Below are 25,855 nucleotides of genomic sequence, written 5' to 3' on the forward strand. Positions count from 1 at the left end.
GGCACCCCCGGGGGGGGCCCCCCCCGGGGGGGGGCCCCCCCAAATTACCCACCCCCCCCCCCCCCCCCGCGGGGGGCCCCCCCGCGCCGCGGCCCCCCCCCCGGGGGGGGGGGGGCCCCCCGCCCCCCCCCCCCGACGGTCGTCCTGTACGAAATCCCTGCGGATCAGGCGCAGTTGAACTTCGCCGCGGCCCAGTCGCCGTGGTCACCGCTCTTGGAACCGTTGGTGTCGGTGATCTTCAGACGGACGTGGCGTGCCCCGCCGAGCGGCACGTCCACCGGCACGGTCGCCGAGGCGCCCGTCACCGCGGGCGAGGTCCACAGCACCTTGCCGTCGGCCTCGACCGAGAAGGCCACCTCCCCATAGCCGTTGATCTCGTCGTCGATCCCGACGTCCGCGGTGAAGCGGGTGCAGCGGCCGCCGGTGTAGAGCTCGATGTCGGAGTCGGCGTGGGCGCCGATCCCCTTGGGATAGACCGTGCCCGCGAGAGTGATCGGATGACCGTCCTCGGCGCCCGACTCACCGTTGCTCCGGTCGCGTTCCGGCGGCCCCCAGCCGTTCCCCTCGCTCAGCCACACCATGTCGCTCGCCCAGGTGTCGGCCACCGGCGGCCGCGGCATGGTGGAGACCGCGAACGGCTGCGCCGTCACCCGGGCCTGCCCGGCCGACCGGTACGCGGCCGAAGCCCGCAGCACGGTCTCCCCCGGCGCGGCGTCCTGCGGCGGGGTGACGGTGACCTGGACCCGCCGGGTCGTCCCGGCGGGAATGCGGGCCAGCTGCGCGGGTGCGGTCACCGACCAGCCGGCCGGCGCCGTCAGCGACACCTGGACGCCGGTGGCGTCCTGGTTGCCCGCCGTCACGTCCACCGGCACGGTTCCCGGCACTCCCGCGCCGATCTCCTGGCCCGCCGGCGAGGACACGACGGCAGCGCTGCCGGGTGCCTTGCCGCCGAGAGCGCTCGCGCCCAGCAGCCGCAGTGCGAACGGCTTCGCGGTGCTCAGCGAGGCGGTCTTGACCTGTACCACGCCGCCCCGGTCGGCGGCGTCGTACCACCAGCCGCGCGCGGCCGCGTCGAAGGCGGCCTTGGAGGTGTACTTCGGCAGCGCCGCCCCGTCCAGCAGCAGACTCGCCGGTGCGTCACCGGTGTGCACCGTGAACTGGTACGGGCGTGCGGTCTGCTTGCCCTGGAAGGATCCGTTGCTCGCGCCCACGCCGACGGTCACATCGCCCGCGCCGGAGGACGGGGCCCGGACGGTGACCTTCTGCTGCGCGTACTTCCCGGCCCGGCTCTGCCGGGTGACGCCGTCGTCCTCGTACAGCGTGAAGGAGGACGTGCCCTGCGGATACACGTCCCAGGCGACCGGCGAGGCCGGGGTGCGGTCCTGGTAGGACCTGATGCCGGGCCACATCGGCACGGCGGCACCGGCCTTGACGAAGAGCGGCAGGGTGCCCAGCGGCGCGCTGTAGCCGTTGACCGTGGTCGGGCCCTGGTAGATGCGGCCGGTCCAGTAGTCGGTCCAGGTGCCCTTCGGCAGATAGATGCCGTCGCGCACCGCGGTGTCCTGGTAGACCGGCGCCACGAGGAAGTCCTCGCCGGACAGGAACTCGTACTTCGCGGCGTCGGAGGCCGCCTTCGGGTCGTCCGGGTACTCCAGCGCGAGCGGCCTGACCTGGCCGACCCCGGTGCGGTTCGCCTCGGCCGCGTAGGAGTACGTGTACGGCAGCAGCGACTCCTTCAGCTTGAGGTACTGGCGGTTGATGGAGGTGTACGGCTCCCCGTACTGGTAGGGCTGCTTGTCGTTCGCGGCCCAGCCGTCCATTGTCATCACGGCCGGCAGGAAGGACTTCCACTCCAGGTCGCGGGTGTACGTCTTGGGGCTGCCGCCGAAGATGCCGTCGATGTCACCCGAGGTGTAGGCGAGGCCGGACATCGTGGCGCCCGCGTACGTCGGGATCTGCCAGCGGATGTACTCCCAGCTGCCCGACTGGTCGCCCGACCACTGCACACCGCAGCGCTGCGCGCCCGACCAGCTCTCGGGGGCCCAGGTGAAGCCGCGGGCGTCGCTGTTGTCCTCGATGCCCTGGTAGGCGTCCTTGCAGCCGTCGAGGGCGAACTTGTAGCCGCCGCCGACCCAGGCCACGTCGAGCTTGGCGATCCGCTGGCCGGCCTTGACCTGGTCGGCGAGCTTGTCGATGCCGTCCTCGGTCCACAGGCCCGTCTTCATCTTGCGGTCCTGGAGGCCGGCGGAGGTCTCTGGGAGGTTCTCGTAGCCGCAGCCGTAGCCGTCGTTGACGAGCATCCAACCGTTCGGCATGTCGTTCTCGACGTAGTCGTCGGCCACCTTGAGGGAGTCCAGGGTGTGGCGCTCGCCCCGGTTGGCGTTGTGCAGATAGCAGTCCGAGTCGCCGACCTCGAGCCCGTACACGGGTGGCAGGAAGGGGCGGCCGGTCAGCTTGGTGTACTGGCCGATGACGTCCTTCGCCGACGGGCCGGCGAAGTAGTACGCGTCGAAGCGGTTCTCCTGCTCGGTCGTCGCCACCGGAGCGGTGAAGGCGTACGTGCCGGGCGCGTAGGTGTTGCGGAAGACGCCGTAGCCGGCCGTGGACAGGTAGAACGGGACGGAGTTGGGGTGCCCGCCGTCGTTCCAGTTGTCGTCCACGCCGACCTCGACGGTCTGGCCGCGGTGCGAGGTGTTCCCGCGGCCGTTCTGCATGCCGGCGCCGTAGAACTGCTCGGTGGCGCCGCGCTGCAGGGTCTGCGTGGTCTTGGCGCCGTCCCAGGTCAGGCCCTTGGACTCGGCCCAGACCGCGGTGCCGTCGGCGCGGTACAGCGCGAAGCGCAGCGGGGACTTGTACGCGCGCAGCGTCACCTGCGAGGTACTCAGCTCGTACCGGTCACCCGCGTCCCGCCACCGCGTGGCCGGCGCCGCGCCCTGCGGCAGCACGATGTCGCTGCCGGTGGGATCGGTGAACCTGCCGTCGGGCGCGAGCTCCAGACGGAACGTCTGGCCGGACACGAAGCTGACCCGGGCCTCGGCCTTGCCGGCCGTCAGGTGGTACACGGACCCGTCGGCGGAGAATCCGGTCAGATCGCCCACGGTGGTCGCGGCGGGTGCGGCGTGGGCCGTGCCCGCGACCGGGGCAAGGAGGGCCACGAGCAGGCCCAGCAGCACGATCAGCGGTATCGCAGACATTCTGCGATGTTCTTGAGCATCCCTGTGCATGAACACCTCTCTGGCTGCATCTGCGCGCAGTTAGAAGCAAGAAATGAGCAACTGCGAGCGTGTATAGCGCAGATGCCGTGCTCATGACCAGAGGGCCGATGGGTACCGGGTCGTTGTCCCGGGCTCGGCAGACGCGTTTCCCGCGTCCGCCGGGCGCAGCAGAACGGCCCCGGCGGTGATCCGCCGGGGCCGTTCCGTCGCGATGTGCGTCGTCGCTAGAGGGCGACGCCCAGGAGTGCGTCAACGGCGCGGGAGACCACACCGGGCGCGCCCTCGTCCGTGCCGCCGGACGCGGCCTGCGAGCCGGCCCAGCGGTCCACCGCGGCGAGCGCGGCCGGTGCGTCCAGGTCGTTGGCGAGCGCCTCGCGGATCTCCTCCACGAGCGCCTCGGCCGGCGGCCCGTCGGGACGGGACACCGCCGCGCGCCAGCGGGCGAGGCGTTCGACGGCGTCGGCGAGCACGCCGTCGGTCCACTCCCAGTCGGCGCGGTAGTGGTGGGCGAGGAGCGAGAGCCGGATCGCGGCCGGGTCGACCCCGTCCCGGCGCAGCTGGGAGACGAAGACCAGGTTGCCCTTGGACTTCGACATCTTCTCGCCGTTGAGGGCGACCATGCCGGCGTGCACGTACGCCTTGGCCATCGGGAACTCGCCGGTGAGCACCTGGGCGTGCGAGGCGCCCATCTCGTGGTGCGGGAAGGCGAGGTCGGAGCCGCCGCCCTGGACGTCGAAGCCCATGCCGAGGTGGTCCAGCGCGATGGCCACACACTCGATGTGCCAGCCGGGGCGGCCGCGGCCGAGGGACGCGCCGTCCCAGCTCGGCTCGCCCTCGCGGGCGGCCATCCAGAGCATCGGGTCCAGCGGGTTCTTCTTGCCGGGACGGTCCGGGTCGCCGCCGCGCTCCGCGGACAGGATCCGCATCGCGGTCGCGTCCAGTCGGGAGACCTGGCCGAAGTGCGGGTCGGCGTCGACGGAGAAGTAGGTGTCGCCGCCCAGTTCGTAGGCGGCGCCGAGTTCCAGCAGCCGTTCGACCAGCGGGACGATCCCGGGTATGGCCTCGACGGCGCCGATGTAGTGGGCCGGGGGGAGCATCCGCAGGGCGGTCATGTCCTCGCGGAACAGGGCGGTCTCACGCTCGGCGAGCGCGGTCCAGTCGTCTCCGTTGGCGATGGCCCGCTCCAGGAGCGGATCGTCGACGTCTGTGACGTTTTGGACGTACTGCACCTGGCGCTTCGTATCGAGCCACACGCGCTGCACGAGGTCGAACGCGTTGTAGGTGGCCGCGTGCCCCATGTGGGTGGCGTCATAGGGAGTGATCCCGCAGACATAGATGCGGGCGACCGGACCGGGGTCCAGGGTTACCGGGCCACCGGTCGCGGTGTCGTGGAGGCGGAGGTCGCGGCCACTGCCGGGAAGGGCAGGGACGTCTGAAGCGGGCCAGGCATACATGTCATGAGCGTAACCGGACGTGGCTTCCGGAAACGAACCGGAGGCAGACACGAGAGCGGATGGGCCGGATTGGCGGTCTTGACTTTCCCGCGCACTTCCACCCGGGGCGCGCGGCCCCGGGTGTTCGGCCGGACGGCGGTGGCTGCGCGGCAGTTCTGGGGCCGGGATCTGTCGGACACGGCTTAGACGGGCGGCCAGGGAATCGCCGGCCACTGGCCGCTCGGCCGCGGATAGCGGCCGGTGCGCTGCAGATCCGCCACACGGGTGCCGACCGCCGCCACCTCGGCTCCGGTGAGCAGCGTGGCCAGCCGGCCGCCCAGCTCGCCCTCCAGCGCTGCGCCGAGGCGCCGGAGCACCTCGACCGCCTCTTCGGGCAGCGGTTCGTCCGCCCAGCCCCACAGCAGGGTGCGCAGCTTGTCCTCGGTGTGGAAGGCGACCCCGTGGTCGATGCCGTAGAGCCGGCCGTCCGGCGCGGGCAGCAGATGGCCGCCCTTGCGGTCGGCGTTGTTGATCACGGCGTCCAGGACGGCGATCCGGCGCAGCCGGGGGTCGTCGGCGTGTACCAGGAGCGCGGTGCGGCCACCGCCCACCTCGGCCCGGACGACGGCCTTCCAGCCCTCCCCCGGCTCGTCCTCCTCCACAAGGGCGAGCAGTTCCTGCTCCTGCTCGGCCTCGTCGATCCACAGCTGGCACATGCCCTCGCCGTAGGGGCCGTCGCGCAGCACCGTCGGCGGTACGAGACCCCAGCCGGTGGCCTCCGAGACCAGATACGCGGCGACCTCGCGCTCGGCGAGGGTGCCGTCGGGGAAGTCCCACAGCGGGCGCTCCCCGGCGACGGGCTTGTACACGCACTCGGCGGTCCGGCCCTCGAAGGCGACCTCGCAGTACAGGACGGCGTTGGAGGCGTCGCGCAGCCGCCCGCGCACGCTCAGCTCGCCGCGGGTGAGCAGCTCCATGGCGTCCCCGGCGGCTCCGGCGGTTTCGCCCGCCCCGTCGGACGCACCGCCGGAGATACCCGCGGACGCATCACCGGACGTGCCGGCGTCGCCGGTCAGGCTCCCCGCCGGTACCCGTTCTGGCGCGGGCATACGTGTCCTTCCGGGTCCAGGGGCAGGCTGCACAGCGGGCACGGCGGGCGGCCCGCGGAGACCACATCCAGCGCCCGCTTGGCGAAGGAGCGGGCCTGCGGGCCGGTCAGGTGGACCCGCAGCAGCGGCGGACCGTTCTCGTCGTCCTCCCGCAGCTCCTCGGCGGCTTCGAGGGTGGCCTCGTCGGCGTCGGGTTCGACCTCGACCAGTGCCTGGGCCTCCAGGACCATGCGTTCCTGGGTGCTGTCCCAGGCCAGCGCCATGGTGCCGACCCGGAACTCCTCCTCGACGGGACTGTCGAGCGGCGCGGTGTCGGCAAGCTCGCCCGGCGCGACCGCGGGGACGACGGTGCTGCCGCCGGTCCGCCGGACGACCTCGTCCAGCAGCTCGTCGATGCGTTCGGCCAGCGCCGCGACCTGTGTCTTCTCCAGGGCGACGCTGGTGGTGCGGCCTGCGCCGGTCGCCTGCAGGAAGAAGATGCGCTGGCCCGGCTCGCCGACCGTACCGGCGACGAACCGGTCCGGCTGTTCGTAGAAGAAGACCTGACGGGGCACGTCCTGCTCCGTTTGCTCGACTGTGCGTCTGCTCGACTGTGGGACTGCTCAGCTGTGGCGGTGCTCAGTTACGGCTGTGCTCAAGTGATTGGGCTCAGTTATGCGTGTGACCGGGCGTTCCGTACCGCCGGACACCCGTCCGGGTCGGCGGAACACTGCCGATCCACCACCCTACTGCGGAAGCCGATCACGGTGTGCCCGTGCCGCCACCGACCACCGCGTCCCCCGCGGTGTCCCGGGCGGCGTTTGCGTCCGCCTCCGACGCTTCGGTGGCCGCGGCGGACGGCGCGGGCGCGAGCCCGGTGAGGTCCCCGGTGTCGCCGAGCCGCAGCAGGAACGGCCGGTACGGGGTGTAACGGATCGCGGTCACCGAGCAGGGGTCGACGGCGATCCGCTGGAAGAGGTCGAGGTGCATGCCCAGGGCGTCGGCGGCGATGGCCTTGATGATGTCCCCGTGCGAGCAGATGGCATAGACCGCGTCCGGGCCGTGGCTCTCCTCGATCCTGGCGTTCCAGTCGCGTACCGCTTCGACGGCGCGCGCCTGCATGGCCCGCAGCGACTCGCCGTCAGGACCGGGGAAGACCGCGGCGGAGGGGTGGCGCTGCACGGTGGCCCACAGCGGTTCGTCGGCGAGCTCGGCGAGCTTGCGGCCGGTCCAGTCGCCGTAATGGCATTCGCCGATCCGTTCCTCGGTGTGAACGGGCAGCTCGGGACGGGTGTCCAGCATCGGCTGAACCGTCTCCTGGCAGCGCTGCAGCGGGCTGGTCACGACGGCGGCCAGCGGCACCACGGCCAGCCGGGCGGCGAGCTCGGTGGCCTGTGCACGGCCGCTGTCGTCCAGGGCGACGCCCTGGCTCCAGCCGGCCAGCACTCCGTCGGCGTTGGCGGTGGACCGCCCGTGGCGGACAAGGATCACGGTGGGCATGCCCGCCACCCTACGTCGGTGGTGTGACTTCGCCGGATCGCGGAAGAATAGCCATCGTGATCGTGGACTGCGCCATCTACAAGGACGGGCACCGTACCGAGGGGCCCGACGACCTCTCCGATGCCCTGGACCAGGCGCGGGCGTCGGGCGACGCCTTCCTCTGGATCGGTCTGTACGAGCCGACGGAGGAGGAGTTCGATCTCGTCACCTCGGAGTTCGGGCTGCACCCGCTCGCCGTCGAGGACGCCCTGACGGCACACCAGCGGCCCAAGCTGGAGGTCTACGACGACTCGCTGTTCGTGGTCCTCAAACCGCTGGACTACGACGACGCCACGGCGACGGTGACCGCGGGCGAGCTGATGGTGTTCGTCGGTGACGCCTTCGTGGTGACGGTCAGGCACGGCGAGGGCAGCGCGCTGGCCGAGGTGCGGCGCCGGCTGGAGAAGGATCCGGAGCTGCTGAAGCACGGACCGCCCTCGGTGCTCTATGTGATCAGCGACACAGTGGTGGACCACTACACGGACATCGCCGGCGAACTGCAGGTGGACCTGGAGGAGTTGGAGTCGACGGTGTTCGCCCCGAACATCGGGGCCTCGGGGAACACCGCGAGCAGGATCTACACCTTCAAGCGGCAGGCGCTGGAGTTCCGCCGCGCCACGGGTCCGCTGATGGAACCGATGGCCCGGCTCGCGGGTGGCGGGGTGCCGTTCGTCTCGGAGTCCAGCCGGCCGTTCTTCCGCGATGTCGCCGACCACCTGATCCGGGCGAACGAGCAGGGCGAGAGCCTGGACCGGCTGCTGTCCGACATCCTCGCCGCGCATCTGACGCAGGTGGGAGTGCGGCAGAACGACGACATGCGCAAGATCTCGGCGTGGGCGGCGATGGCCGCGGTGCCGACGATGATCGCCGGTATCTACGGCATGAACTTCGACCATATGCCGGAACTGCACCAGATCTGGGGTTATCCCGCCGTGCTGGTCGTCATGGCGGGCGTCGTGGGGTTCCTGTACCGGTTCTTCAAGCGGCGCGGGTGGTTGTAGCCGGCCCTCGCGGGCGGCAACCGGGGGCGGCAACGGCCGCGGCAACCGGCGCGTGCGGCGTAACTCCCGGCCCGCTGGGGCGTTGTGTTTGTCGACGGCCGTGGCGGGGAAGACCCCCGAGCCCCCACCACGGCCGCTGAAACCCAGCGATCCGGTCGAGCCTCCTCATCCCGCACTGTCTTACCTCCTGGGTAAGGTGCAACGGGGGCTGAGGGGCCAACGAGGCCGTGAATCGCGAAGCAGGTGGACATGTTCAGCAAGGCGACGAGGAGCCGCCCGACCACGCGCCGGTCGGGTCCGGCGGGGTCGGACTGGTCGCCGTACGAGCGGCTCGAGGACGCCTCGGACGCCTACTTCCTGCACGCGGACGTCGCGTTGGACGCGATCAGGGGGGTGCTCGGCCGCCGTAAGGTCCTCGGTTTCACGCTGGAGCGGGTGGTGGATCTGACGGAGGCCGGCACCTCGGTCTGGCAGGAGGCGGCGGTCTGCGACGGCCGGCGGCTGATCCTGTGGCACAGCGAGGAGTTGGCCGACGACAGCGCGCCCGGCGGGACCGTACTGGACTCGTCGGTGCAGGTGCTGCCGCTGAACTCCATCGGCCATGTCGGGATGCGGACGCTGGTCGGCAGGAACGAGCAGGGGGTGCGCGTCGACCGCGGGGTGTACCTGGTGCTCGCGACGTCGATGCCGCACGAGTTGAGCGCGGTGCAGGGCGATCCGGACTCGCCGGTCGCCGCCGCCCGCTTCCGTCCCGAGGCGTTCCGGTTCAGCAAGTCGCTGGACGACGGCGGCCCGGGGCAGATAGCCCGGCTCGTCGCGTTCGGACGGCTGCTGGGGCGGCTGGTGCCGAGTTAGGACCTGATGGGTCCTGCGTCAGGACCTGATACCGGCCCCTGACCCATGCGGGACGGGGCCGGCCCTCCTTCGTTACGCGGGCTCGTCAAGCGGGCTTCGTCAAGCGGGCTTCGTTACGCGAGGCCCGCGCGCTCCATGGCCTCGACTCCGGCGCGCAGCGCGGCGATCCGCTCGTCGAGCGTCCAGCCGGCCGGGGTGACGGTCAGGGTGGTGACGCCGGCGGCCGCGTACTCCTGCATACGGTCCGAGATCCGCTCGACGGGGCCGAGCAGGCTGGTCCTGTCGATCAGCTCGCGCGGGATGGCCGCGGCGGCGCCGTCCTTGTCGCCCGCCAGGTACTTGTCCTGGATCTCGGCGGCTTCCTTCTCGTACCCCATGCGCTGCGCGAGCTGGTTGTAGAAGTTCTGCTTCCTGCTGCCCATGCCGCCGACGTACAGGGCGGTGTAGGGGCGGAAGATGTCGGCGAGCGCGTCCACGTCGTCGCCCAGCGCCAGCGGCAGGGTCGGGCAGACGTCAAAGCCTTCGAGGGTCTTGCCGGCCTTGGCGCGGCCCGCGCGCAGCGGGGCGAGCGAGGTGTCCTCCAGGTTCTCGGCGGCGCTGAAGAGCAGCAGCGCGCCGTCGGCGATCTCGCCGGTCTGCTCGAGGTTCTTGGGGCCCATCGCGGCGATGTACAGCGGGATGTGCTCGCGCACCGGGTGCACGGTGAGCTTGAGCGCCTTGCCGGGGCCGCCGGGCAGCGGCAGCGTCCAGTGCTCGCCCTCGTGGGAGAGCCGCTCGCGGGCCATCGCCTTGCGGACGATCTCGACGTACTCCCGGGTGCGGGCCAGCGGCTTGTCGAACCGCGTGCCGTACCAGCCCTCGGAGACCTGCGGTCCGGAGACACCGAGACCCAGCCGGAAGCGGCCGCCGGAGAGCGAGTCGAGGGTGGCGGCCGTCATCGCGGTCATCGCGGGGGTACGGGCCGGAATCTGGAAGATCGCCGAGCCGATGTCGATGCGCTCGGTCTGTGCGGCCACCCAGGAGAGCACCGTCGCGGCGTCGGAACCGTACGCCTCCGCGGCCCAGCAGACCGCGTAGCCGAGCCGGTCCGCCTCCTGGGCGACGGCCAGGTTGTCCGCGTCCATCCCGGCGCCCCAGTAGCCGAGGTTGATTCCGAGCCGCATGCCGCTCCCCTTACTGATGAGTAACGTCTCTGTCTCTCCGGACTTTAGCGCCATGGCGTCCTTCGCGCGCCTGTCGGGTTCGTCACTGCTGCCCAATCAGCCACTTCACCAGTAATCTCAGCGGTCATGGAACAGAGGCACCTCGGACGCACCGGGTTGCGCGTTTCGCGGCTCGGCCTCGGAACGCTCACCTGGGGGCGCTACACGGGGGAACGCGACGCCGCCGACCAGCTGAAGACCTTCTGGGAGGCGGGCGGCACGCTGGTGGACACCGCCGACGTCTACGCGGACGGCGGCGCGGAGTATGTGCTCGGGCGGCTCATCGAGGACTTCGTCCCCCGCGCCGATCTGGTGATCGCCACCAAAGCGGGGAGCGTGCCCGATCCCGACCGGCGCTTCGACTGCTCCCGCGGCCATCTGCTCTCGGCCCTCGACGCCTCCCTGCAGCGGCTCGGCACCGACTACGTCGATCTGTGGCAGGTGCACGCCTTCGACCCGGTCACCCCGCTCGACGAGACGCTGCAGGCCCTCGACATCGCCGTCACCTCGGGCCGGGCCCGGTACGTCGGGGTGTCCAACTACTGCGGCTGGCAGCTCGCCAAGGCCGCGACCTGGCAGCGCGCGGTGCCCGGCCGCACCCCGTTGGCGAGCACGCAGATGGAGTACTCGCTGCTGCAGCGCGGGATCGAGCGCGAGGTGCTGCCGGCCGCGCTCGACATGGGTGTCGGGCTGCTGCCGTCCTCACCGCTCGGCCGGGGCGTGCTCACCGGCAAGTACCGCACCGGCACCCCGGTCGAGTCGCGCGGCGGTTCCGAGGAGATGGCGGCCTTCGTCGACCCGTATCTCGACGACACCGCCCGGCTCATCGTCGACGCCGTGACCACCGCGGCCGACGGGCTCGCGGTGCGGCCGATGGACGTCGCGCTGGCCTGGGTCCGGGACCGGCCGGGAGTGACCGCACCCATCCTCGGCGCGCGCAACGCACAGCAGCTGGCGCAGGCATTGTCAGTGGAGGCGCTTAGTCTTCCGGGTGAGATCTGCCGGGCGCTGGACGATGTGTCGGCGCCGCTGCACCGCTATCCGGATCACGACTGGAGCACGCTCTGAGCGAGCCCGGCCGGGGATCCGCCGCACCACGCCGCACCACGGAGGCCCACGTGACTGAGGACCGCACCGACCAGGACGTCGCGACGCCCGACGCCGACGGGCAACCGCCCAAGGCCCCGGCCCGCCTCGCCGAGACGGAGCGGGACCAGGAGCGGGACATAGACGATGCCGCCGCTCCCCTCGTCCCCGCCCCGGCCGCACGGACCGGCGGCCGGGCCAAGCCACCGGTCGACCTCGCCGACCTGGCCGCCGCCATGCGCTCCATCGAACGCGGCGACAACCCCGCGGCCCCCGCTCCCAAGGGCGACGCGGCGGCCGCCCGCCGCAAACGCCGCGACGCGATGGCCGCGGAGGCCGCGAAACTCCAGGCGGCCGAGGCGGCTGCCGTGGCGGGCGTTCCGGCGGCGGAGGCGGCTGAGACGGCTGAGGCCGTCGTTGACGGTCCGGAGAGTGCTGCTTCAGAGAGTTCGGATGGTACGGAAGGTGCGGGAGGTGCGGACGCTCAGGACACTCAGGAATCCGCGCCTGCCGAGGCCGCCGAGTCCCCCGAGCCGCCCGCGCCTTCGGTGGCGGAGGTCGAGAGCGCGCCCGAGGCTGTGGCCGAGCCCGAGCCCGTTCAGGCTACTGCTCCGGCTCAGGCAGCGGCTTCCGTTCCGGCTGCCGCTGCCCCTGTTGAACGGACTGCCGGAGAGCGGGCGGAGCGGGAACCGATCCGCCTCGCGCGGGTGCCGGTCGCGTACGATCCCGCCGCCGTCGAGGCGGTGCGGACCGTGCTGGCCGAGGGCCGGGCGCCGGCGGAGCTGGCCGAACCGGCGGTGGCGGCGCTGGGTGAACGGGCCGCGCAGGCGTTGCGCGAGGATCCGTGGCAGGTGCTGTCGCTGGCGGGCGTGCGGGTCGAGCACGCGGACGGCTTCGCGCGGGCGCTGCTGGGCGGCGAGTGCGGGCCTGACGACGAGCGCCGCGTGCGGGCCCTGGTGGTGTGGCTGTTGGAGCGGGCCGCCGAGCAGGGACACACGGCCCTCGAATCGTCCGTGCTGCGCACCGCGCTGGAGAAGCAGTCGGTCTCCGATGCCGAGGAAGGGCTGAGCGCCGCCATCGCCGAGGGCCGCGTGCTGGTGTTCCAGGACACCGAGGACGTCCCCGGGGCGAAGCCCGCCGCGGCGGACGAGGGGGACGAGGGGCCGCCGGTCCGGCTGCTGCTCGGCCTCGACCGGTACGCGCTCGCCGAGGAGAGCCTCGCCGACGGCCTCGACAGGCTGCTCAAGACCTTCGAGGGGGACGACCTCGACTGGGAGGCGGCCGCGGCCGCCACGTCGTCGCCGTCCGCCGCCGCGTTGGTCCGCGCCGCCGCCGTCAGCGGTCTGGTCACGCACACCGGTGGTGAGGCGGCCCGCGCGGAGCCGGCCGCGCTGGTCGCCGCGGCGCGGGAGCTGGGGCTGCGCGCGTACGCCGCCGCGTACACCGCGGAGGGCCGGCGGCGGCTCGCCGCGCACCTCGGCGCGGACACCGCCGTCACCGTCGCCGGGCTGCTGTCCGGGCAGGAGGGTCCGGGCCGGGAGGCCGACGGGAGCCTGGCTCTGGACGTGCTGGCGGTGCTGGACGCCCCGCAGCTCGACGTGGAGCTCGCCGCGACGCTCGTCGAGGCAGTTCCGGACGGCGCGCGGCTGGTCCTCAGCGGCGATCCCGGGGTGCTGTGGTCGGCCGGGCCCGGCCGGGCCTTCGCCGATCTGCTGGCGGCGAAGACCTGCCCGCAGGTGGCGTCACGGACCCCGGACCCGGGGCCGATCGGCGAGCTGGTGTCGGGGATCGGTATCGGGGAGCTGACGGCGGTCGAGGCGCCCGGCAAGGAGGTCGTCATCGTCCCGGTGCGCGACCCCCGCGAGGCGGTGCACCGGGCGGTGCAGCTGGTCGCCGACTCGGTGCCGCGCGTCATCGGGGTGCCCGCCACGGAGACGCAGGTCATCACGCCGGGCCACGGCGGCGCCGTCGGCACCCAGGTGCTGAACGCGGCGCTCAAGGAACGGCTCAATCCCGGTCCCGGCCGGTTCGCCGGCTTCGACCCGGGCGACCGGGTGGTCTACGCCCCGGAGCCGGGCCTGACGCTGCCCGGCACGGTGGTGTCGGCCGATCCCGAGGGTCTGAACCTGGACTGCGCGGGCACCCGGGTCCTCGTGCCGCGCGACCAGGTGTCCGCGCTGCGGCACGGGTGGGCGATGACGGCGCAGCAGTCCGCGGGGCTCCGCTGGCCCGCCGTGGTCGTCGTTCTGCCGGGTGACGCGGTGCAGGCGCTGACCCGCGCGTGGGTCTACACGGCCTTCGGCCGGGGAGAGCGCCACCTGTCGGTGGTGCAGGGCGCCGACCAGGGCCTGGTCCAGGCGGTGGCCGGGATTCCGGCGAAGGACCGTACGACCCGGTTGCGCTCTGTGCTGCGCGAGCAGGCGGCTGCCGAGTGAGCCCGGCCGGGGCGGACGGAAACCCGTCCGCCCCGGCCACTGCTGCTCTTAAGAGATCCGGCCTTGATAGATCCGGTCTTGAAGGGTCAGGTCCTAAGGGGTCCGGCTCTCTAGTTGTCCGGGTCGAGCGCGCTCAGCTCGTCGTCGAAGACCGAGCTGACGTCGAACCGGCAGATGATGAGCTGGGGGTCGGCCTGGTCGAAGGGGGCGGCCAGCCAGTCCCCCGGATCGGTGAGCTCGGCAGCGGAGACCCACAGGGTGGAGTCGCCCTCCTCGAGCCCGAACTCCTTGTGCCGCTGGGCGATCTCGTCCGGCTCGTACTCGCCGAAGAGAATGCCGACGGCCGCGTTCACTCCGGTGTCCGGTCCGGAGTCGGCATCGGCGACGCGCCGGGCCTGCAGCAGCAGCCGCTGCGGCTCCACGATGCTGTAGTCGCGGCGGATCAGCACGCTGATCGCGGCGGGTTCGTCGGAGCCCGCGTACTCGGGCAGTGTGTCTCCGGACGGGACCTCGAAGGGTGTGACCTCGTCATAGGCGTCGTACAGCAGCTCGTCGTAGGCCTCTGCAGCCGTTGCGAGGTCGTCAAAGGCGGTGTAGACGGCGGGGTCGTCCTCCCCCGTCCGGTTCTCGATCGCCTCAAGGTGGCGGTCCAGCGCGGCTTTGACCGCCTCAGCGGCGGCACGTACCTCGGCAACGGTGGGCTGCACGTCATCAGACATGGTGCAGACGCTATCCGCACCAGGGCGTTGCCCGCACAATAGATGCGATGCCGGAATACGAATTCACAGAGATGTACGTCCCCCGGGGTGTCTCCCGGAAGGACGCGACGCGACTGCTGACCGATCACGCGGAGTACGGCCACTGGGAGTTGGACCGGCTCCGCCTCTACCCCGACGGGAGCCGCCGGGTACGGCTGCGCCGCCGCATCATTCGCCAGGTCAGAGCTACCTGGTGAGCTGACATCCACCCATAACGTGTAAATGGGACCCCGCGACCGCGGGGTCCCATCGAGCCGTGCGTCGAGCCGTGCGACTGCCTTGCGGTCAGCGGCGGGCGGCGCGGCTACGGCGGTACAGCATCCCGCCGCCGAGCAGCAGGGCAGCGCTGGTCGGCAGCGCCATCCCGATCGGCCCGGCACCGGTGGCGGCCAGTTGGGTGGCCGGGTGGTGCGCGGCCGGAACGTACGGCGACGCGGGCGCGCCCGGGTTGGAGTGCCCGGTGCCGGGGTTGCCCGGGGTGCCGGGGTTACCGGGGGTGCCAGGGTTTCCCGGGGTACCGGGGTTGCCAGGCGTTCCAGGGTTACCGGGCTGACCCGGGGTGCCGGGGTTGCCAGGCTGACCCGGGGTGCCGGGGTTACCGGGCTGGCCCGGGGTGCCAGGGTTGCCAGGCTGAAGGGGGGTGCCAGGGTTGCCCGGGGTGCCGGGATTACCGGGCGTTCCAGGGTTACCCGGCTGACCCGGATTCCCCGGGTGTCCCGGGTGTCCCGGGTGACCGGGGTGGCCCGGGTGCCCAGGCTGACCCGGGTGGCCCGGAGTGCCCGGGTTGCCGGGGTGGCCCGGCTGACCGGGGTGGCCCGGACAGTCGTCACCGTGCGGCGCGTGCCACTCCGTGTTCCCGCAGCCGTTGCCCATCGCGGGGTTGAGCGCGCCGATCACGGTGACGCTGTTGCCGCACGCGTTGACCGGCACGTCGATCGGCACCTGCGCCGAATTGCCGGAGAGAACGCCCGGCGAGTGCGAGGCACCGCCGTGCGCCACGGCACCGCCCGATCCGCCCCGGCCCCCGTGGCCCGAGGTGTTCGCGCAGCTGTTGCCCATCGCCGGGTTCAGCAGCCCGATGACGTTCGCCGTGTTCCCGCACAGGTTCACCGGCACATGCACCGGCACCTGAACGTTGTTGCCCGACCCGACGCCCGGCGAGTCGGACGTGGTGCCCATGGCACCCGAGTCCGCAAACGCGAAGCCGCTGCCGGCAGCGAGTACGCCGCCCGTCGCGACCACGGTGATCAGGCCCTTTTTCGCGACCTGTCGCATAGCCTTCCCTACCTTCGCTCTCAGTGAGTCCCCGGGATCGCGGCCCCGGGAAGGGAACGGACGGCTGTGAAATCCTTGTCCGATTCCCCCATAAAGCCCGAGGGGCCCCGGAGCGCGGAAATAAGCACTCCGGGGCCGGCCCGGTTCAGACCCTCAACGGGTCCGACATGACGTCACTTGTTGACGCAGACGTTGCCGAAGGCGGGGTTCAGCAGCCCGATCACGGAGACCGTGTTGCCACAGACGTTGACCGGAACGTGGACGGGGACCTGGATGAGGTTGCCCGAGAGCACGCCCGGGGACCCCACGGCAGCACCCTGCGCGCCGGCGTCGGCAACGGCCAGGCCCGCACCGGCGAGCACGAGACCACCAGAGACAGCAGCAGCAGCGACGATCTTCTTGATCATGGTTTCCTCCTAGTTCGAAATGCGGTCCCAGCCGCGGACCGCACAAGTCGTAACGACCCCGAAGGAAACGAGCTACGAAACTGCGTGAGCTTTCACCCGTCTCAGTTCGACTGATACAGGTGGTCGAATCATCAGCAATTTTCGATGAAACGGTCCAGCACTCGAACACCGAACTTCAGCCCGTCCACCGGAACCCGCTCGTCCACACCGTGGAACATGCCTGCGAAATCCAGCTCCGGCGGAAGCTTGAGCGGAGCGAAGCCGAAGCAGCGGATTCCGAGATCGTCGAAGGACTTCGCGTCCGTCCCGCCCGACAGGCAGTACGGCACCGCCCGCGCGATCGGGTCCTCGGCCTTCAGCGCGATCTGCATGGCGTCGACCAGCGCACCGTCGAAGTCCGTCTCCAGCGCCTTGTCCGAATGGACCGACTCACGCTTCACCCGCGGGCCGAGAATCCGGTCCAGGTCGGAGAGGAACTCCTCCTCGTAACCGGGCAGGAAGCGCCCGTCGACGTGTGCGGTGGCCTGGCCGGGGATCACGTTCACCTTGTAGCCGGCGCCGAGCATCGTCGGGGCGGCGGTGTTCCGCAGCGTGGTGCCGATCATCTTGGCGATGCCGCCGAGCTTCGCCAGCGTCGCGTCCATGTCCTCGGGGTCGAGCTCGGTGCCCAGCGCGTCCGACAGCTCGTCGAGGAAACCGCGCACCGACTTGGTCATCCGCACCGGGAACTTGTGCCGGCCCAGCCGCCCTACGGCCTCGCAGAGCTCGGTGATCGCGTTGTCGTTGTTGGTCATGGAGCCGTGGCCGGCCGTGCCGTCGACGGTGAGCCGCATCCAGTGCATGCCCTTCTGCGCCGTCTCCACCAGGTACAGCCGCAGGTTCTCGTTGACGGTGAACGAGAAGCCGCCGACCTCGCCGATCGCCTCCGTCACCCCTTCGAACAGGTCCGGGTGCTTGTTGACGAGGTGCCGCGCGCCGTAGACACCGCCCGCCTCCTCGTCCGCCAGGAACGCCAGCACGATGTCGCGCGGGGGCTTGCGGCCGCTGCGCAGCCGGTCCCGCACCACCGCCAGTGTCATCGCGTCCATGTCCTTCATGTCGACGGCCCCGCGCCCCCACACACACCCGTCGGCGATCTCGCCGGAGAACGGGTGGTGGGTCCAGTCGTCGGCGTTGGCCGGCACCACATCGGTGTGCCCGTGGATCAGCAGCGCGGGCCGGGAGGGGTCCTCCCCCGCGATGCGGGCGACGGTGGACGCCCGCCCCTTGTGCGATTCGAAGATCTGCGGTTCGAGACCGACCTCGGCCAGCTTCTCGGCGACGTACTCGGCCGCGGCGCGCTCACCGGGCCCCGAGTGATCCCCGTAGTTGCTGGTGTCGATCCGGATCAGATCCCGGCACAGGTCGACGACCTCGTCCTCACCGGTGATCTTCCTGTCGCTCCTCGCGCCCGAAATCGACTCGCTCACGCTGTCTCCTCGTCCCTCACGCACTCCCGCGTCCGCATCCGACGGCCGCGGCGGATTCCGCTCCCCATACTCCCCCGCCCACCCCCCGCACCCAAGAGCCACCCGCCCCGCGTCATGATCCCTTCACACCGGCACCCGTGATCGAGCCCCCGGGATCTTTGCTATGGTTTACCTCGTCGCCGCGGCCGAGAGGCCTGCGGTACACCCGGTCCGGGTGGCGGAATGGCAGACGCGCTAGCTTGAGGTGCTAGTGCCCTTTATCGGGCGTGGGGGTTCAAGTCCCCCCTCGGACACAACGAATACACCCCCACGGTGCTGGCCGATTTTCGGCCGGCACCGTTTGCGTTGGGTGGGCTGCCCATCAGATGCGTGCGCTGCCGATCAACTGGGCTGCACCGGCCTGAGCCGGTCGCATAGCATTTGCGAAGATCGACTCAGGGGAGCCGATCTTGCTCCCTGGGGGGAATCCGCATGCGCAAGCTCAACCGCGCCCTGGCCGCGACGGCCGGAGCGCTGGTGATCTCCGGCCTGTTGCCGTTCCAGACCGCGCTGGCCGACACCGGAACGAACACGCTCTGGACGTTCTGCACGAACGGCTCCGGCGGTGCGCTGTTCGACCCGGCGGAGAAGGCGGTGAACGTCCCGGGCGGGGAGGATGCCGGCTCGGCCTGCTGGCTCAACTACGCCATCGACGACGCCACCCAGAAGCGGCTGGCCACCGATGTGCGGCTGACGCTCTCCGCCGAGTCGGTGGCGGCCTCGGGGTACAGCCCGCAGGCGCTGGCCCAGATGCTCCTGGTCCGCACCAGTTCCACCAGTGAGCTGGGGACGGACTGGTCCTTGTACCACTGGGCGGTCGAAGCGGACGGCTCGCTGGCACTGACGATCCCGGCTTGCACCGACGGCTGCGGCACGGTGTACCTCCAGTTGTCCGGCGCGCCCCGGGAGCAGGGCGCCGTGCTGAAGGCCGAGTTGAAGCCCCTCGACCCCGCCTACGTCTCGAAGCCGGTCTCGGTGTCGTACGACTACTTCGGCCGGTCGGGTACCAAGCCCGTCACGTTCGGCACCCCCGGCACCTTCGTACCGTTGGCGCCCACGCGCCTGTTGGACACCCGGGACGGTACGGGCGCACCGGCCGCCAAGGTCGGGCCGGGCCAGTCGGTCGGCGTACGGATCGCGGGCCGGGCCGGTGTCCCCGTCAGCGGGGTCACGGCGGTGGTCCTGAACGTGACGGCCACCAACCCGACCGCGGACAGCTACGTCACCGCGTACCCGCACGGCACCACGCGGCCGACCGCCTCCAACCTCAACTTCAAGGCCGGGCAGACCGTTCCCAACCAGGTCACCGTTCCGGTCCACGACGGTCAGGTCGACCTCTACAACTTCGCCGGCAAGGCCGACCTGATCGCCGACATCAGCGGCTACTACCTGGCGGGAGACGGCGGGCAGCGTTTCAACGCCGTCAGCCCGAAGCGACTCCTGGACACCCGCGACCCCGGCCTCAACCCGGTCAGGCCGTTCGCCCCGGTGGGCCCGGGCCGGACCATGACGCTGGACGTCGCCAAGAGCTATCCCGACGCCACTGCGGTGACCCTGAACGTCACAGCCACCCGAGCGACCGTGGGCGGCTACGTCACCGTCTACCCGCACGGGGCCAAGCGGCCGACCGCCTCGAATCTCAACTTCAGGGCCGGGCAGACCGTTCCCAACCAGGTCACCGTCCCGGTCCACGACGGAAAGGTCGACCTCTACAACTTCGCCGGCAACGTCGACCTGATCGCCGACATCAACGGCTACTACTCCAGCACCGGCGCGAAGTTCGTCCCGACCGGCCCGACCCGGGTCCTGGACACCCGCCCCGCTCCGGGCACCCCGCTCGGCGAGCGCAAGGAGCTGGACATCCAGCCCAACTCGTGGAAGTTCGGCATCCCGCCGTTCGGCGTCACGGGCGTCACGATGAACGTCACCGCGACCGGCGGCACCACCGGCAGCTACCTGTCGGCACGCCCCAACTCGGGCTGCCCCTGGTCCCACGACATCGTGCTCTACCCGGAGTACTCGAACCTCAACTTCACAGCCGGGCAGACCATCGCGAACGCCGTGACCAGCGCGGTTCCCTCACTGAACGCGTGCGGGCGGGACGTCTGGGCCGACGCCGTGAGCATCTACAACAACGCCGGCAATGTGAACGTGATCGCCGACGTGAGCGGCTACTTCGTCCAGGACTGATCCCACCCACGCACAGACGGCCCGTCCGGTCCCCGCCGGCGGGCCGTCTGCCGCGTCGGGGCGTAGCGAAAGACCCTGGCGACAGGGTCTTTTTTCATATCCCGACTTCCCAGGGCAAAGGTGTCGCTTCGGACGCTAGGGTTCAGCGAGCGCACTTGGGGACGCGTCCCGACTGCGGTGACAGCGCGACCGGTTGCCCGGGTTCGCCCGCGCGGCCATGCACCGAGGGGGGCCTCATGCGGGAAATGACCAAGGGTGCCAATATCGGCCTGGCGACGTTGAGCGAGGACACCGGCTCCGTGATCGTGAGCCTGGGCTGGAGCAGCGCGGCGGGGGACGGGGACGCGGATGTCTCCGTGCTCCTGCTCGACGCCGGCGGAAAGGCCCGCAGCGACGCGGACTTCTTCTTCTACAACCATCCGGCCGCCCCGGACGGCAGCGTTCAACTGCTGGGCAAGACGCCCACTGCGAACGGCAACGAGGACCGCATCAGCCTCGATCTGACGGCGATGCCCGCGGACGTCCAGTAGGTGATCGTCGCGGCCAGCCGGTACGGCGACGACCGGTTCGGCGCCCTGGACGACCTGCGGCTGACGCTGGCCGACGGATCCGGCGAGAACCTCCTCGCGGTGAGACTCCGAGGCGCCGAGTGGGGCCGCACCGTCGGCGCCGGTGCGCGCACCCTGGCCAGGGCGTTCGCCGCCGGCACCGGCGTCCCGTTCGGGCGCTGGCGGACCTCCCTGCGCCTGAGTGCGGCCCTGCCCCACCTGGCCGCCGGCGAACCGGTCACGCGCGTCGCGTCCCTCGTCGGCTACGACACACCCAGCGCGTTCGTCGCCGCCTTCCGCCGCGAGACCGGCCTCACCCCGGGCGCCTACTTCCGTACGACGCCCCGCGGCGAGTGAACCCGCCTAGTAGTTACCAGGCGGCCGGGGCGTAGTCCTTGAGGAAGCAGCCGTAGAGGTCTTCGCCGAGTTCGCCGCGGACGATGGGGTCGTAGACGCGGGCGGCGCCGTCGACGAGGTCGAGGGGCGCGTGGAAGCCCTCCTCCGCGAGGCGCATCTTGTCGGGGTGGGGGCGCTCGTCGGTGATCCAGCCGGTGTCCACGGCGGTCATGAGGATGCCGTCCGTCTCCAGCATCTCCTGGGCGCTGGTGCGGGTGAGCATGTTCAGGGCGGCCTTCGCCATGTTGGTGTGCGGGTGGCCCGGACCCTTGTAGCCGCGGCTGAACTGGCCTTCCATCGCCGAGACGTTGACGACGTACTTGCGGCGCGAGGCGGCGGCGGCCATCGCCGGGCGCAGGCGGCTGACCAGGACGAACGGCGCGGTGACGTTGCAGAGCTGGACTTCGAGGAGTTCGAGCGGGTCGACCTCCTCGACGCGCTGGATCCAGGTGTTGGTGGCATCCAGGTCCGGCACGAGGCCGCCGGCGTCGATGGCGGTGCCGGCCTCGATGCGGGCCGGGGTCGCGGAGCCGGTGGTCAGGGCCAGGGCGGTGATCGACTCGGGCGTCAGGGCGTCGTGGCCGGCCGACGACGGGCCGGGCAGCGCGATCTGCGCGCCGCTGCCGAAGTGGCCCAGGACGGTGCGCGAGGGCAGCTCGCCGGCCGGCAGCGGGGCGAGCTCCGCGGCGACGAGCTCCGCGTACGCGCGGGGGCTGCGGCGGACGGTCTGCGCGGCGTTGTTGATCAGGATGTCGAGCGGGCCCTCGGCGGCGACCTCGTCGGCGAGCGCGATCACCTGGGCGGGGTCGCGCAGGTCGATGCCGACGATCTTCAGCCGGTGCAGCCACTCCGCGCTGTCGGGCATCGCCTTGAAGCGGCGGATCGCGTCGTTCGGGAAGCGGGTGGTGATGGTGGTGTGCGCGCCGTCGCGCAGCAGGCGCAGCGCGATGTACATGCCGATCTTCGCGCGGCCGCCGGTGAGCAGCGCGCGGCGTCCGGTGAGGTCCGTGCGCGCGTCGCGGCGGCCGCGGTTCTCCTTGGCGCAGGGCGGGCAGAGCTGGTGGTAGAACGCGTCGACCTGGACGTAACGGGTCTTGCAGATGTAGCAGGAGCGGGGGCGCTCCAGGATGCCGGCGATCTCCGTCGTCGTGGACGTCGTGAGCATGTTGCCCAGCGTCTCGTCGTCGATACGGTCGGCCGCGCCGGTGGCCGTGGCCTCGGTGACGGCCTTGTCGTTCGCCGTCTTCGAGGCGCGGCGCTCCTGGCGGCGGCGCTGCTTCACCGTGCGGTAGATGCCCGCGGTGGCGCGCCGTACGGCGATGGCGTCCGGGTGGTCCACGTCCAGGTCGTCGAGCTCCGCGAGCACGCTCAGGCAGAGCTCCAGGCGCGCCGGGTCGATGCCCGCCGAAACTTCGCTCTGGGCTTCCATCTGTTCACTCGCTGTCATGCCACTGCTGCCTTCTGGATCGTCTGTTCCGCCCCGAGTCCACCCGAGTCAGGCGGAACTCTACGTACGCACGTGTAGCACCACCAAACTCGAGACCGTCAGCGGCCCCGGTATCTACTGTCGGTGCCCGGGCCGGGACCGAGAGTCGCCAGGCCTCCGCGTCCGGCCCCCGCGTCCGGCCCCCGCGTCCGCTCCTTGAGACGGGCGATAGTCTCGGGACGTTCGTTCTCTCCCTGGAGGCCAGTTGAGCGCCAGCAGCCCGCTCACCGTCCCGGACGACTCCCCGTTCGGCGTCCACAACCTGCCGTACGGCGTCTTCACCACCGCCGACCGGCCGGAACAGCGCCGGATCGGCGTCGCCATCGGTGACCACGTTCTCGACGCGGGCGCGGCAGCCCGCGCGGTCGGTGCGCTCGGTGCGCTCGCCGGCCCCGCCGGGGCCGATGAGACCGCCGGATTCGAGGCGCTCGCCGCCCCCTCGCTGAACCCCCTGCTCGCAGCCGGCCGCCCGGTGTGGACCGCGGTGCGGGCCGCGATCACCCGGTGGCTGACGGACGAGACGCTCCGTGCGGCCGTCGAACCGTGCCTGGTGCCGCGCGCCGAGGTCACCCTCCACCTGCCGTTCGAGGTGGCCGACTACGTCGACTTCTACGCCTCCGAGCACCACGCGACGAACCTCGGCCGGATCTTCCGGCCCGGCTCCGAGCCGCTGACGCCCAACTGGAAGCACCTGCCGATCGGCTACCACGGCCGCTCCGGCACGATCGTCGTCTCCGGGACCCCGATCACCCGGCCGTCCGGGCAGCGCAAGGCCCCGGCCGACCCGGTTCCGGTCTTCGGCCCGTCCCGCCGCCTGGACATCGAGGCGGAGCTTGGCTTCGTCGTCGGCACGCCGTCCGAGTTGGGCAGCCCGGTCGCGCTCGCGGACGCCGCCGAGCACGTCTTCGGCGTCTGCCTCGTCAACGACTGGTCGGCCCGCGACCTCCAGGCGTGGGAGTACGTGCCGCTGGGCCCGTTCCTCGGCAAGTCCTTCGCCACGTCGGTCTCGCCCTGGATCGTCCCGCTGGACGCCCTCGCGCAGGCCCGCACCACCCCGCCGGAGCGCGACGTCGAGCCGCTCCCGTACCTCGACGACCGCGACCCAGCGGCCGAGCCGTCCGGCTTCGACGTCGCGCTGGAGGTCCGGCTCAACGGCCATGTCATCTCCCGGCCGCCGTTCGCCGCCATGTACTGGACGTACGCGCAGATGCTCGCGCACATGACCGCCAACGGCGCGTCCCTGCGGACCGGCGACCTGTTCGCCTCCGGCACCATCAGCGGGCCGGAACGCGAGACGCGCGGCGCACTCATCGAGCTGACGTGGAACGGCCAGGAGCCGCTGAAACTGGCGGACGGCAGCGAGCGCACGTTCCTCGACGACGGCGACGAGGTCGTCATCACGGCGACCGCACCGGGCCCGAACGGTACCCGCGTGGGCTTCGGCGAGGTGGCGGGACGTATCGTGCCCCGCCCCACCGTCTGACGGTCGCAACGCGGCCGGCCCTCTTCAACCGCGCGGCCGCGCCTGCTGGACATCGTCCCGACGATGTCCAGCAGGCGCGGGCCGCGCGGTTCAGACGGGACCGGCGGGAGTTCTGGAGCGGGTAGCGGAGCGCTGTCATAGCCCCTCACATCCCCGAACCGGGAGCCGGTCATCCACGGCGCGGTCTTTCAGCGCGCGCTGCCGATGGTGCGGTCGGCGTCGGAGCCCTTGAGCATGAGGGTGGTTTCCTCGATGCGGTGGAAGCGGCCGTCCGGGGCGAGGTCGGCGAAGACGTAGACCTCCATGGTGACGGTGGTGCCGTCGGTCTTGGTGATGTGACAGGTGTGCCGGTCGGCGTACTTGCCGTTGTCGTACAGCTCGTCGTGGACCTCGACCGTGCCGCCGGCGACTATGCCGCGCAGGTGGTTGATGTGGTCGAGGAACTCGGTGCGGTCGGCCCACTCGCCGTCCGTTCGCTGCCGGTAGCCGGGGGTGAAGTGGCGGTCGGCGGCTTCCTCCAGGGTGATGTCGCGGTTGAAGAGCAGGTCGTTGAGGGCGGCTTCGATACCGGTGCGGTTCATCTGGATTCCCTGGGAGTGTGAGGCGGCCCGGAAGGGCCGGTCGGGTGAGTGGAGCTGTGATCGGGGCGGGCCGGTGATGTCCGGCTCGTTCAGGCGGTGGTGGCGAGGGTGTCGTCGAGCCAGTCGTAGATCCGGGCCAGGGACAGGCGCATGGCGCCGGGGTGGCAGTGCGCGCCGGCGCCTTCCTCGGCGGTGAACACCATGAGGGTCTTGGGGCAGGTCAGGTGGTGGTAGAGCTGCTCGGGCTGGCCGTTGAAGAACTCGTCCTCGGCGGCGTCACAGACGAGGGTGGGGCACTGGATCTGTTCGGCGATGCCGTCCTGGAGGGTGTAGTCGAGGTAGGAGGCGCTGAAGGCCCGGGGGGTGTCCACGCCCATGACGTACATGCCGTGGTTGATCGCCCAGCGGGCGGTGGCGTCCTGGGCCAGGATCTGCTCGAAGCGGGCGTCGAGTTCGGGGGCGCGGTCCGCGCGCAGGAGCCGTTCGGCCTCGTCGCGGTCACCGGGGATGTTGCGGACGGATACCTGGCCGAGGTCGTAGACGCCGTCGACGGCTATCAGTGCGGCCAGGCGGTGTTCGAAGGCCGCCGCCCTGGGGGCGAGCACGCCGCCCATGCTGGAACCGAGCAGTGCGATACGGCTGTTGTCGACTTCGGGGAGGGTTTCGGCGAAGTCGACGACGGGGGTGATGACGTTCTCCCAGTCGGGGCGGAAGACCAGCCCCTCGCGGTGGCGCGGTCCGGGCTGTCCGGGGCCGTCGAAGGTCAGCACGGTGTAGCCGCGCTCCACGGCCGCCAGCGCGCCGCTGAAGTGAAGTTCCTCGGCGGTGCCGTCGAAGCCGCTGTGCATGATCAGGGTCGGCCGGGGTGCGCCGGTGGTGTCGGCCCGGTAGAGGTAGCCGGGCAGCGTGGTGTCCTCGTACGGGATGCGGACCGGTTCGATGCGCGGGGTGCAGAGCGCGGCGGCTGCCTGGAAGCAGGCCACGCTGCGGTCGTAGGCGTGGTCGTGGCGCGGGTCGCAGGGGTGACCGTGCAGGAAGAACTCGGCCGACCGGTAGTAGTTCGAGGCCCGCAGGAACCCGTCCCGGGCGCTGACCGTGTGACCGGTGTCCAGAGCCTTCCGGGCCTCGTCGGCCACCCGGTCGGCCGTCGCGAGCCACTCGGTGTGCCAGCTGTCATAGTCGCCCTCGACGATGCGCTCGCTCGTGGAGACGACCTCGCCGAAATCGGCTCCGCCGTAGGCGATGTGACTCATCGAGCGCAGGGTCTCGTACCAGAACTGAGGGTTGTTCGGGAACAGCAGCTGCTTCATCACCATCTCCTTAAGCACAGATCTGTGCGTGCGCCGCAACTGTAGACCTTGCGAGCACC

20 protein-coding genes, 1 tRNA gene and 1 pseudogene are annotated in these 25,855 nt (G+C 71.3%); 9 read left to right on the forward strand and 13 right to left on the reverse strand.

Annotation, left to right across the window (positions count from 1 at the left end):
- Positions 1 to 164 precede the first annotated feature (164 nt).
- From AC07DC_RS35035 to AC07DC_RS35055, 5 genes are all read right to left on the reverse strand, one after another.
- Positions 165 to 3,194: an NPCBM/NEW2 domain-containing protein gene (locus AC07DC_RS35035; RefSeq protein WP_478918556.1), complete on the reverse strand. Its 3,030-nt coding sequence runs from the start codon at positions 3,192 to 3,194 to the stop codon at positions 165 to 167.
- Between the two features lie 245 nt (positions 3,195 to 3,439).
- Positions 3,440 to 4,669: a cysteine--1-D-myo-inosityl 2-amino-2-deoxy-alpha-D-glucopyranoside ligase gene (gene mshC, locus AC07DC_RS35040; protein WP_478918557.1), complete on the reverse strand. Its 1,230-nt coding sequence runs from the start codon at positions 4,667 to 4,669 to the stop codon at positions 3,440 to 3,442.
- A 182-nt stretch (positions 4,670 to 4,851) separates the two neighbouring features.
- Positions 4,852 to 5,625 (reverse strand): SCO1664 family protein, encoded by a 774-nt coding sequence (locus AC07DC_RS35045; protein WP_478918750.1) that lies wholly within the window; start codon positions 5,623 to 5,625, stop codon positions 4,852 to 4,854.
- 95 nt (positions 5,626 to 5,720) lie between these two features.
- Entirely contained in the window at positions 5,721 to 6,311 is a 591-nt protein-coding gene (locus AC07DC_RS35050; RefSeq protein ID WP_478918558.1) for a DUF3090 domain-containing protein, read from the reverse strand.
- 187 nt (positions 6,312 to 6,498) lie between these two features.
- The gene (locus AC07DC_RS35055; RefSeq protein ID WP_478918559.1) at positions 6,499 to 7,236 is read right to left on the reverse strand and encodes a histidine phosphatase family protein; all 738 of its coding nucleotides are present in this window, start codon (positions 7,234 to 7,236) and stop codon (positions 6,499 to 6,501) included.
- Between the two features lie 47 nt (positions 7,237 to 7,283).
- On the opposite strand from AC07DC_RS35055, the gene corA reads away from it, so the two are divergent.
- Both corA and AC07DC_RS35065 read left to right on the forward strand, forming a co-directional pair.
- Entirely contained in the window at positions 7,284 to 8,276 is a 993-nt protein-coding gene (corA, locus tag AC07DC_RS35060; RefSeq protein ID WP_478918751.1) for a magnesium/cobalt transporter CorA, read from the forward strand.
- 249 nt (positions 8,277 to 8,525) lie between these two features.
- The gene (locus AC07DC_RS35065) at positions 8,526 to 9,131 is read left to right on the forward strand and encodes a hypothetical protein (RefSeq protein WP_138354776.1); all 606 of its coding nucleotides are present in this window, start codon (positions 8,526 to 8,528) and stop codon (positions 9,129 to 9,131) included.
- A 113-nt stretch (positions 9,132 to 9,244) separates the two neighbouring features.
- Here the strand turns inward: AC07DC_RS35065 and AC07DC_RS35070 are convergent, their stop codons facing one another.
- Positions 9,245 to 10,294 (reverse strand): LLM class F420-dependent oxidoreductase, encoded by a 1,050-nt coding sequence (locus tag AC07DC_RS35070; RefSeq protein ID WP_478918560.1) that lies wholly within the window; start codon positions 10,292 to 10,294, stop codon positions 9,245 to 9,247.
- Positions 10,295 to 10,420: 126 nt separating this feature from the next.
- Between AC07DC_RS35070 and AC07DC_RS35075 the strand changes: the two genes are divergently transcribed.
- A complete protein-coding gene (locus AC07DC_RS35075; protein ID WP_478918562.1) occupies positions 10,421 to 11,401 on the forward strand; it encodes an aldo/keto reductase in 981 nt (326 codons plus the stop codon).
- Positions 11,402 to 11,655: 254 nt separating this feature from the next.
- Entirely contained in the window at positions 11,656 to 13,854 is a 2,199-nt protein-coding gene (locus AC07DC_RS35080; RefSeq protein WP_478918752.1) for a helix-hairpin-helix domain-containing protein, read from the forward strand.
- Positions 13,855 to 13,964: 110 nt separating this feature from the next.
- On the opposite strand, the gene AC07DC_RS35085 is transcribed toward AC07DC_RS35080, so the two are convergent.
- Positions 13,965 to 14,573, reverse strand: a complete 609-nt coding sequence (locus AC07DC_RS35085; protein WP_478918564.1) for a hypothetical protein — start codon at positions 14,571 to 14,573, stop codon at positions 13,965 to 13,967.
- A gap of 47 nt (positions 14,574 to 14,620) precedes the next feature.
- Between AC07DC_RS35085 and AC07DC_RS35090 the strand changes: the two genes are divergently transcribed.
- On the forward strand, positions 14,621 to 14,809 hold the full coding sequence (locus AC07DC_RS35090) for a DUF5703 family protein (RefSeq protein ID WP_138353264.1): 189 nt from the start codon (positions 14,621 to 14,623) through the stop codon (positions 14,807 to 14,809).
- 88 nt (positions 14,810 to 14,897) lie between these two features.
- On the opposite strand, the gene AC07DC_RS35095 is transcribed toward AC07DC_RS35090, so the two are convergent.
- From AC07DC_RS35095 to AC07DC_RS35105, 3 genes are all read right to left on the reverse strand, one after another.
- A complete protein-coding gene (locus AC07DC_RS35095; RefSeq protein WP_478918566.1) occupies positions 14,898 to 15,887 on the reverse strand; it encodes a chaplin family protein in 990 nt (329 codons plus the stop codon).
- Between the two features lie 173 nt (positions 15,888 to 16,060).
- Positions 16,061 to 16,294: a chaplin ChpH gene (gene chpH, locus AC07DC_RS35100; protein ID WP_478918567.1), complete on the reverse strand. Its 234-nt coding sequence runs from the start codon at positions 16,292 to 16,294 to the stop codon at positions 16,061 to 16,063.
- A gap of 131 nt (positions 16,295 to 16,425) precedes the next feature.
- On the reverse strand, positions 16,426 to 17,763 hold the full coding sequence (locus AC07DC_RS35105) for a M20/M25/M40 family metallo-hydrolase (RefSeq protein ID WP_478918569.1): 1,338 nt from the start codon (positions 17,761 to 17,763) through the stop codon (positions 16,426 to 16,428).
- Positions 17,764 to 17,971: 208 nt separating this feature from the next.
- Here AC07DC_RS35105 and AC07DC_RS35110 point away from each other — a divergent pair.
- The 3 genes and pseudogenes from AC07DC_RS35110 (at position 17,972) to AC07DC_RS35120 (ending at position 20,897) form a co-directional block, all read left to right on the forward strand.
- A tRNA-Leu gene (locus AC07DC_RS35110) sits at positions 17,972 to 18,056 on the forward strand.
- Between the two features lie 178 nt (positions 18,057 to 18,234).
- Complete coding sequence (locus tag AC07DC_RS35115; protein WP_478918570.1) at positions 18,235 to 19,992, forward strand: hypothetical protein; 1,758 nt, start codon at positions 18,235 to 18,237, stop codon at positions 19,990 to 19,992.
- A gap of 236 nt (positions 19,993 to 20,228) precedes the next feature.
- Positions 20,229 to 20,897: pseudogene (locus tag AC07DC_RS35120) on the forward strand (TerD family protein).
- Positions 20,898 to 20,910: 13 nt separating this feature from the next.
- Here the strand turns inward: AC07DC_RS35120 and AC07DC_RS35125 are convergent.
- Positions 20,911 to 22,383, reverse strand: coding sequence for an SDR family NAD(P)-dependent oxidoreductase (locus AC07DC_RS35125; protein ID WP_478918571.1), 1,473 nt, complete (start codon positions 22,381 to 22,383; stop codon positions 20,911 to 20,913).
- A 244-nt stretch (positions 22,384 to 22,627) separates the two neighbouring features.
- Here AC07DC_RS35125 and fahA point away from each other — a divergent pair, with 244 nt between their 5' ends.
- A complete protein-coding gene (gene fahA / locus AC07DC_RS35130) occupies positions 22,628 to 23,905 on the forward strand; it encodes a fumarylacetoacetase (protein ID WP_478918572.1) in 1,278 nt (425 codons plus the stop codon).
- 188 nt (positions 23,906 to 24,093) lie between these two features.
- Here the strand turns inward: fahA and AC07DC_RS35135 are convergent, their stop codons facing one another.
- Entirely contained in the window at positions 24,094 to 24,486 is a 393-nt protein-coding gene (locus AC07DC_RS35135; RefSeq protein WP_478918574.1) for a nuclear transport factor 2 family protein, read from the reverse strand.
- An 89-nt stretch (positions 24,487 to 24,575) separates the two neighbouring features.
- On the reverse strand, positions 24,576 to 25,796 hold the full coding sequence (locus AC07DC_RS35140) for an alpha/beta hydrolase family protein (protein ID WP_478918575.1): 1,221 nt from the start codon (positions 25,794 to 25,796) through the stop codon (positions 24,576 to 24,578).
- Between the last annotated feature and the right edge of the window lie 59 nt (positions 25,797 to 25,855).

It is taken from the genome of Streptomyces sp. NPDC045021 (assembly GCF_056432645.1).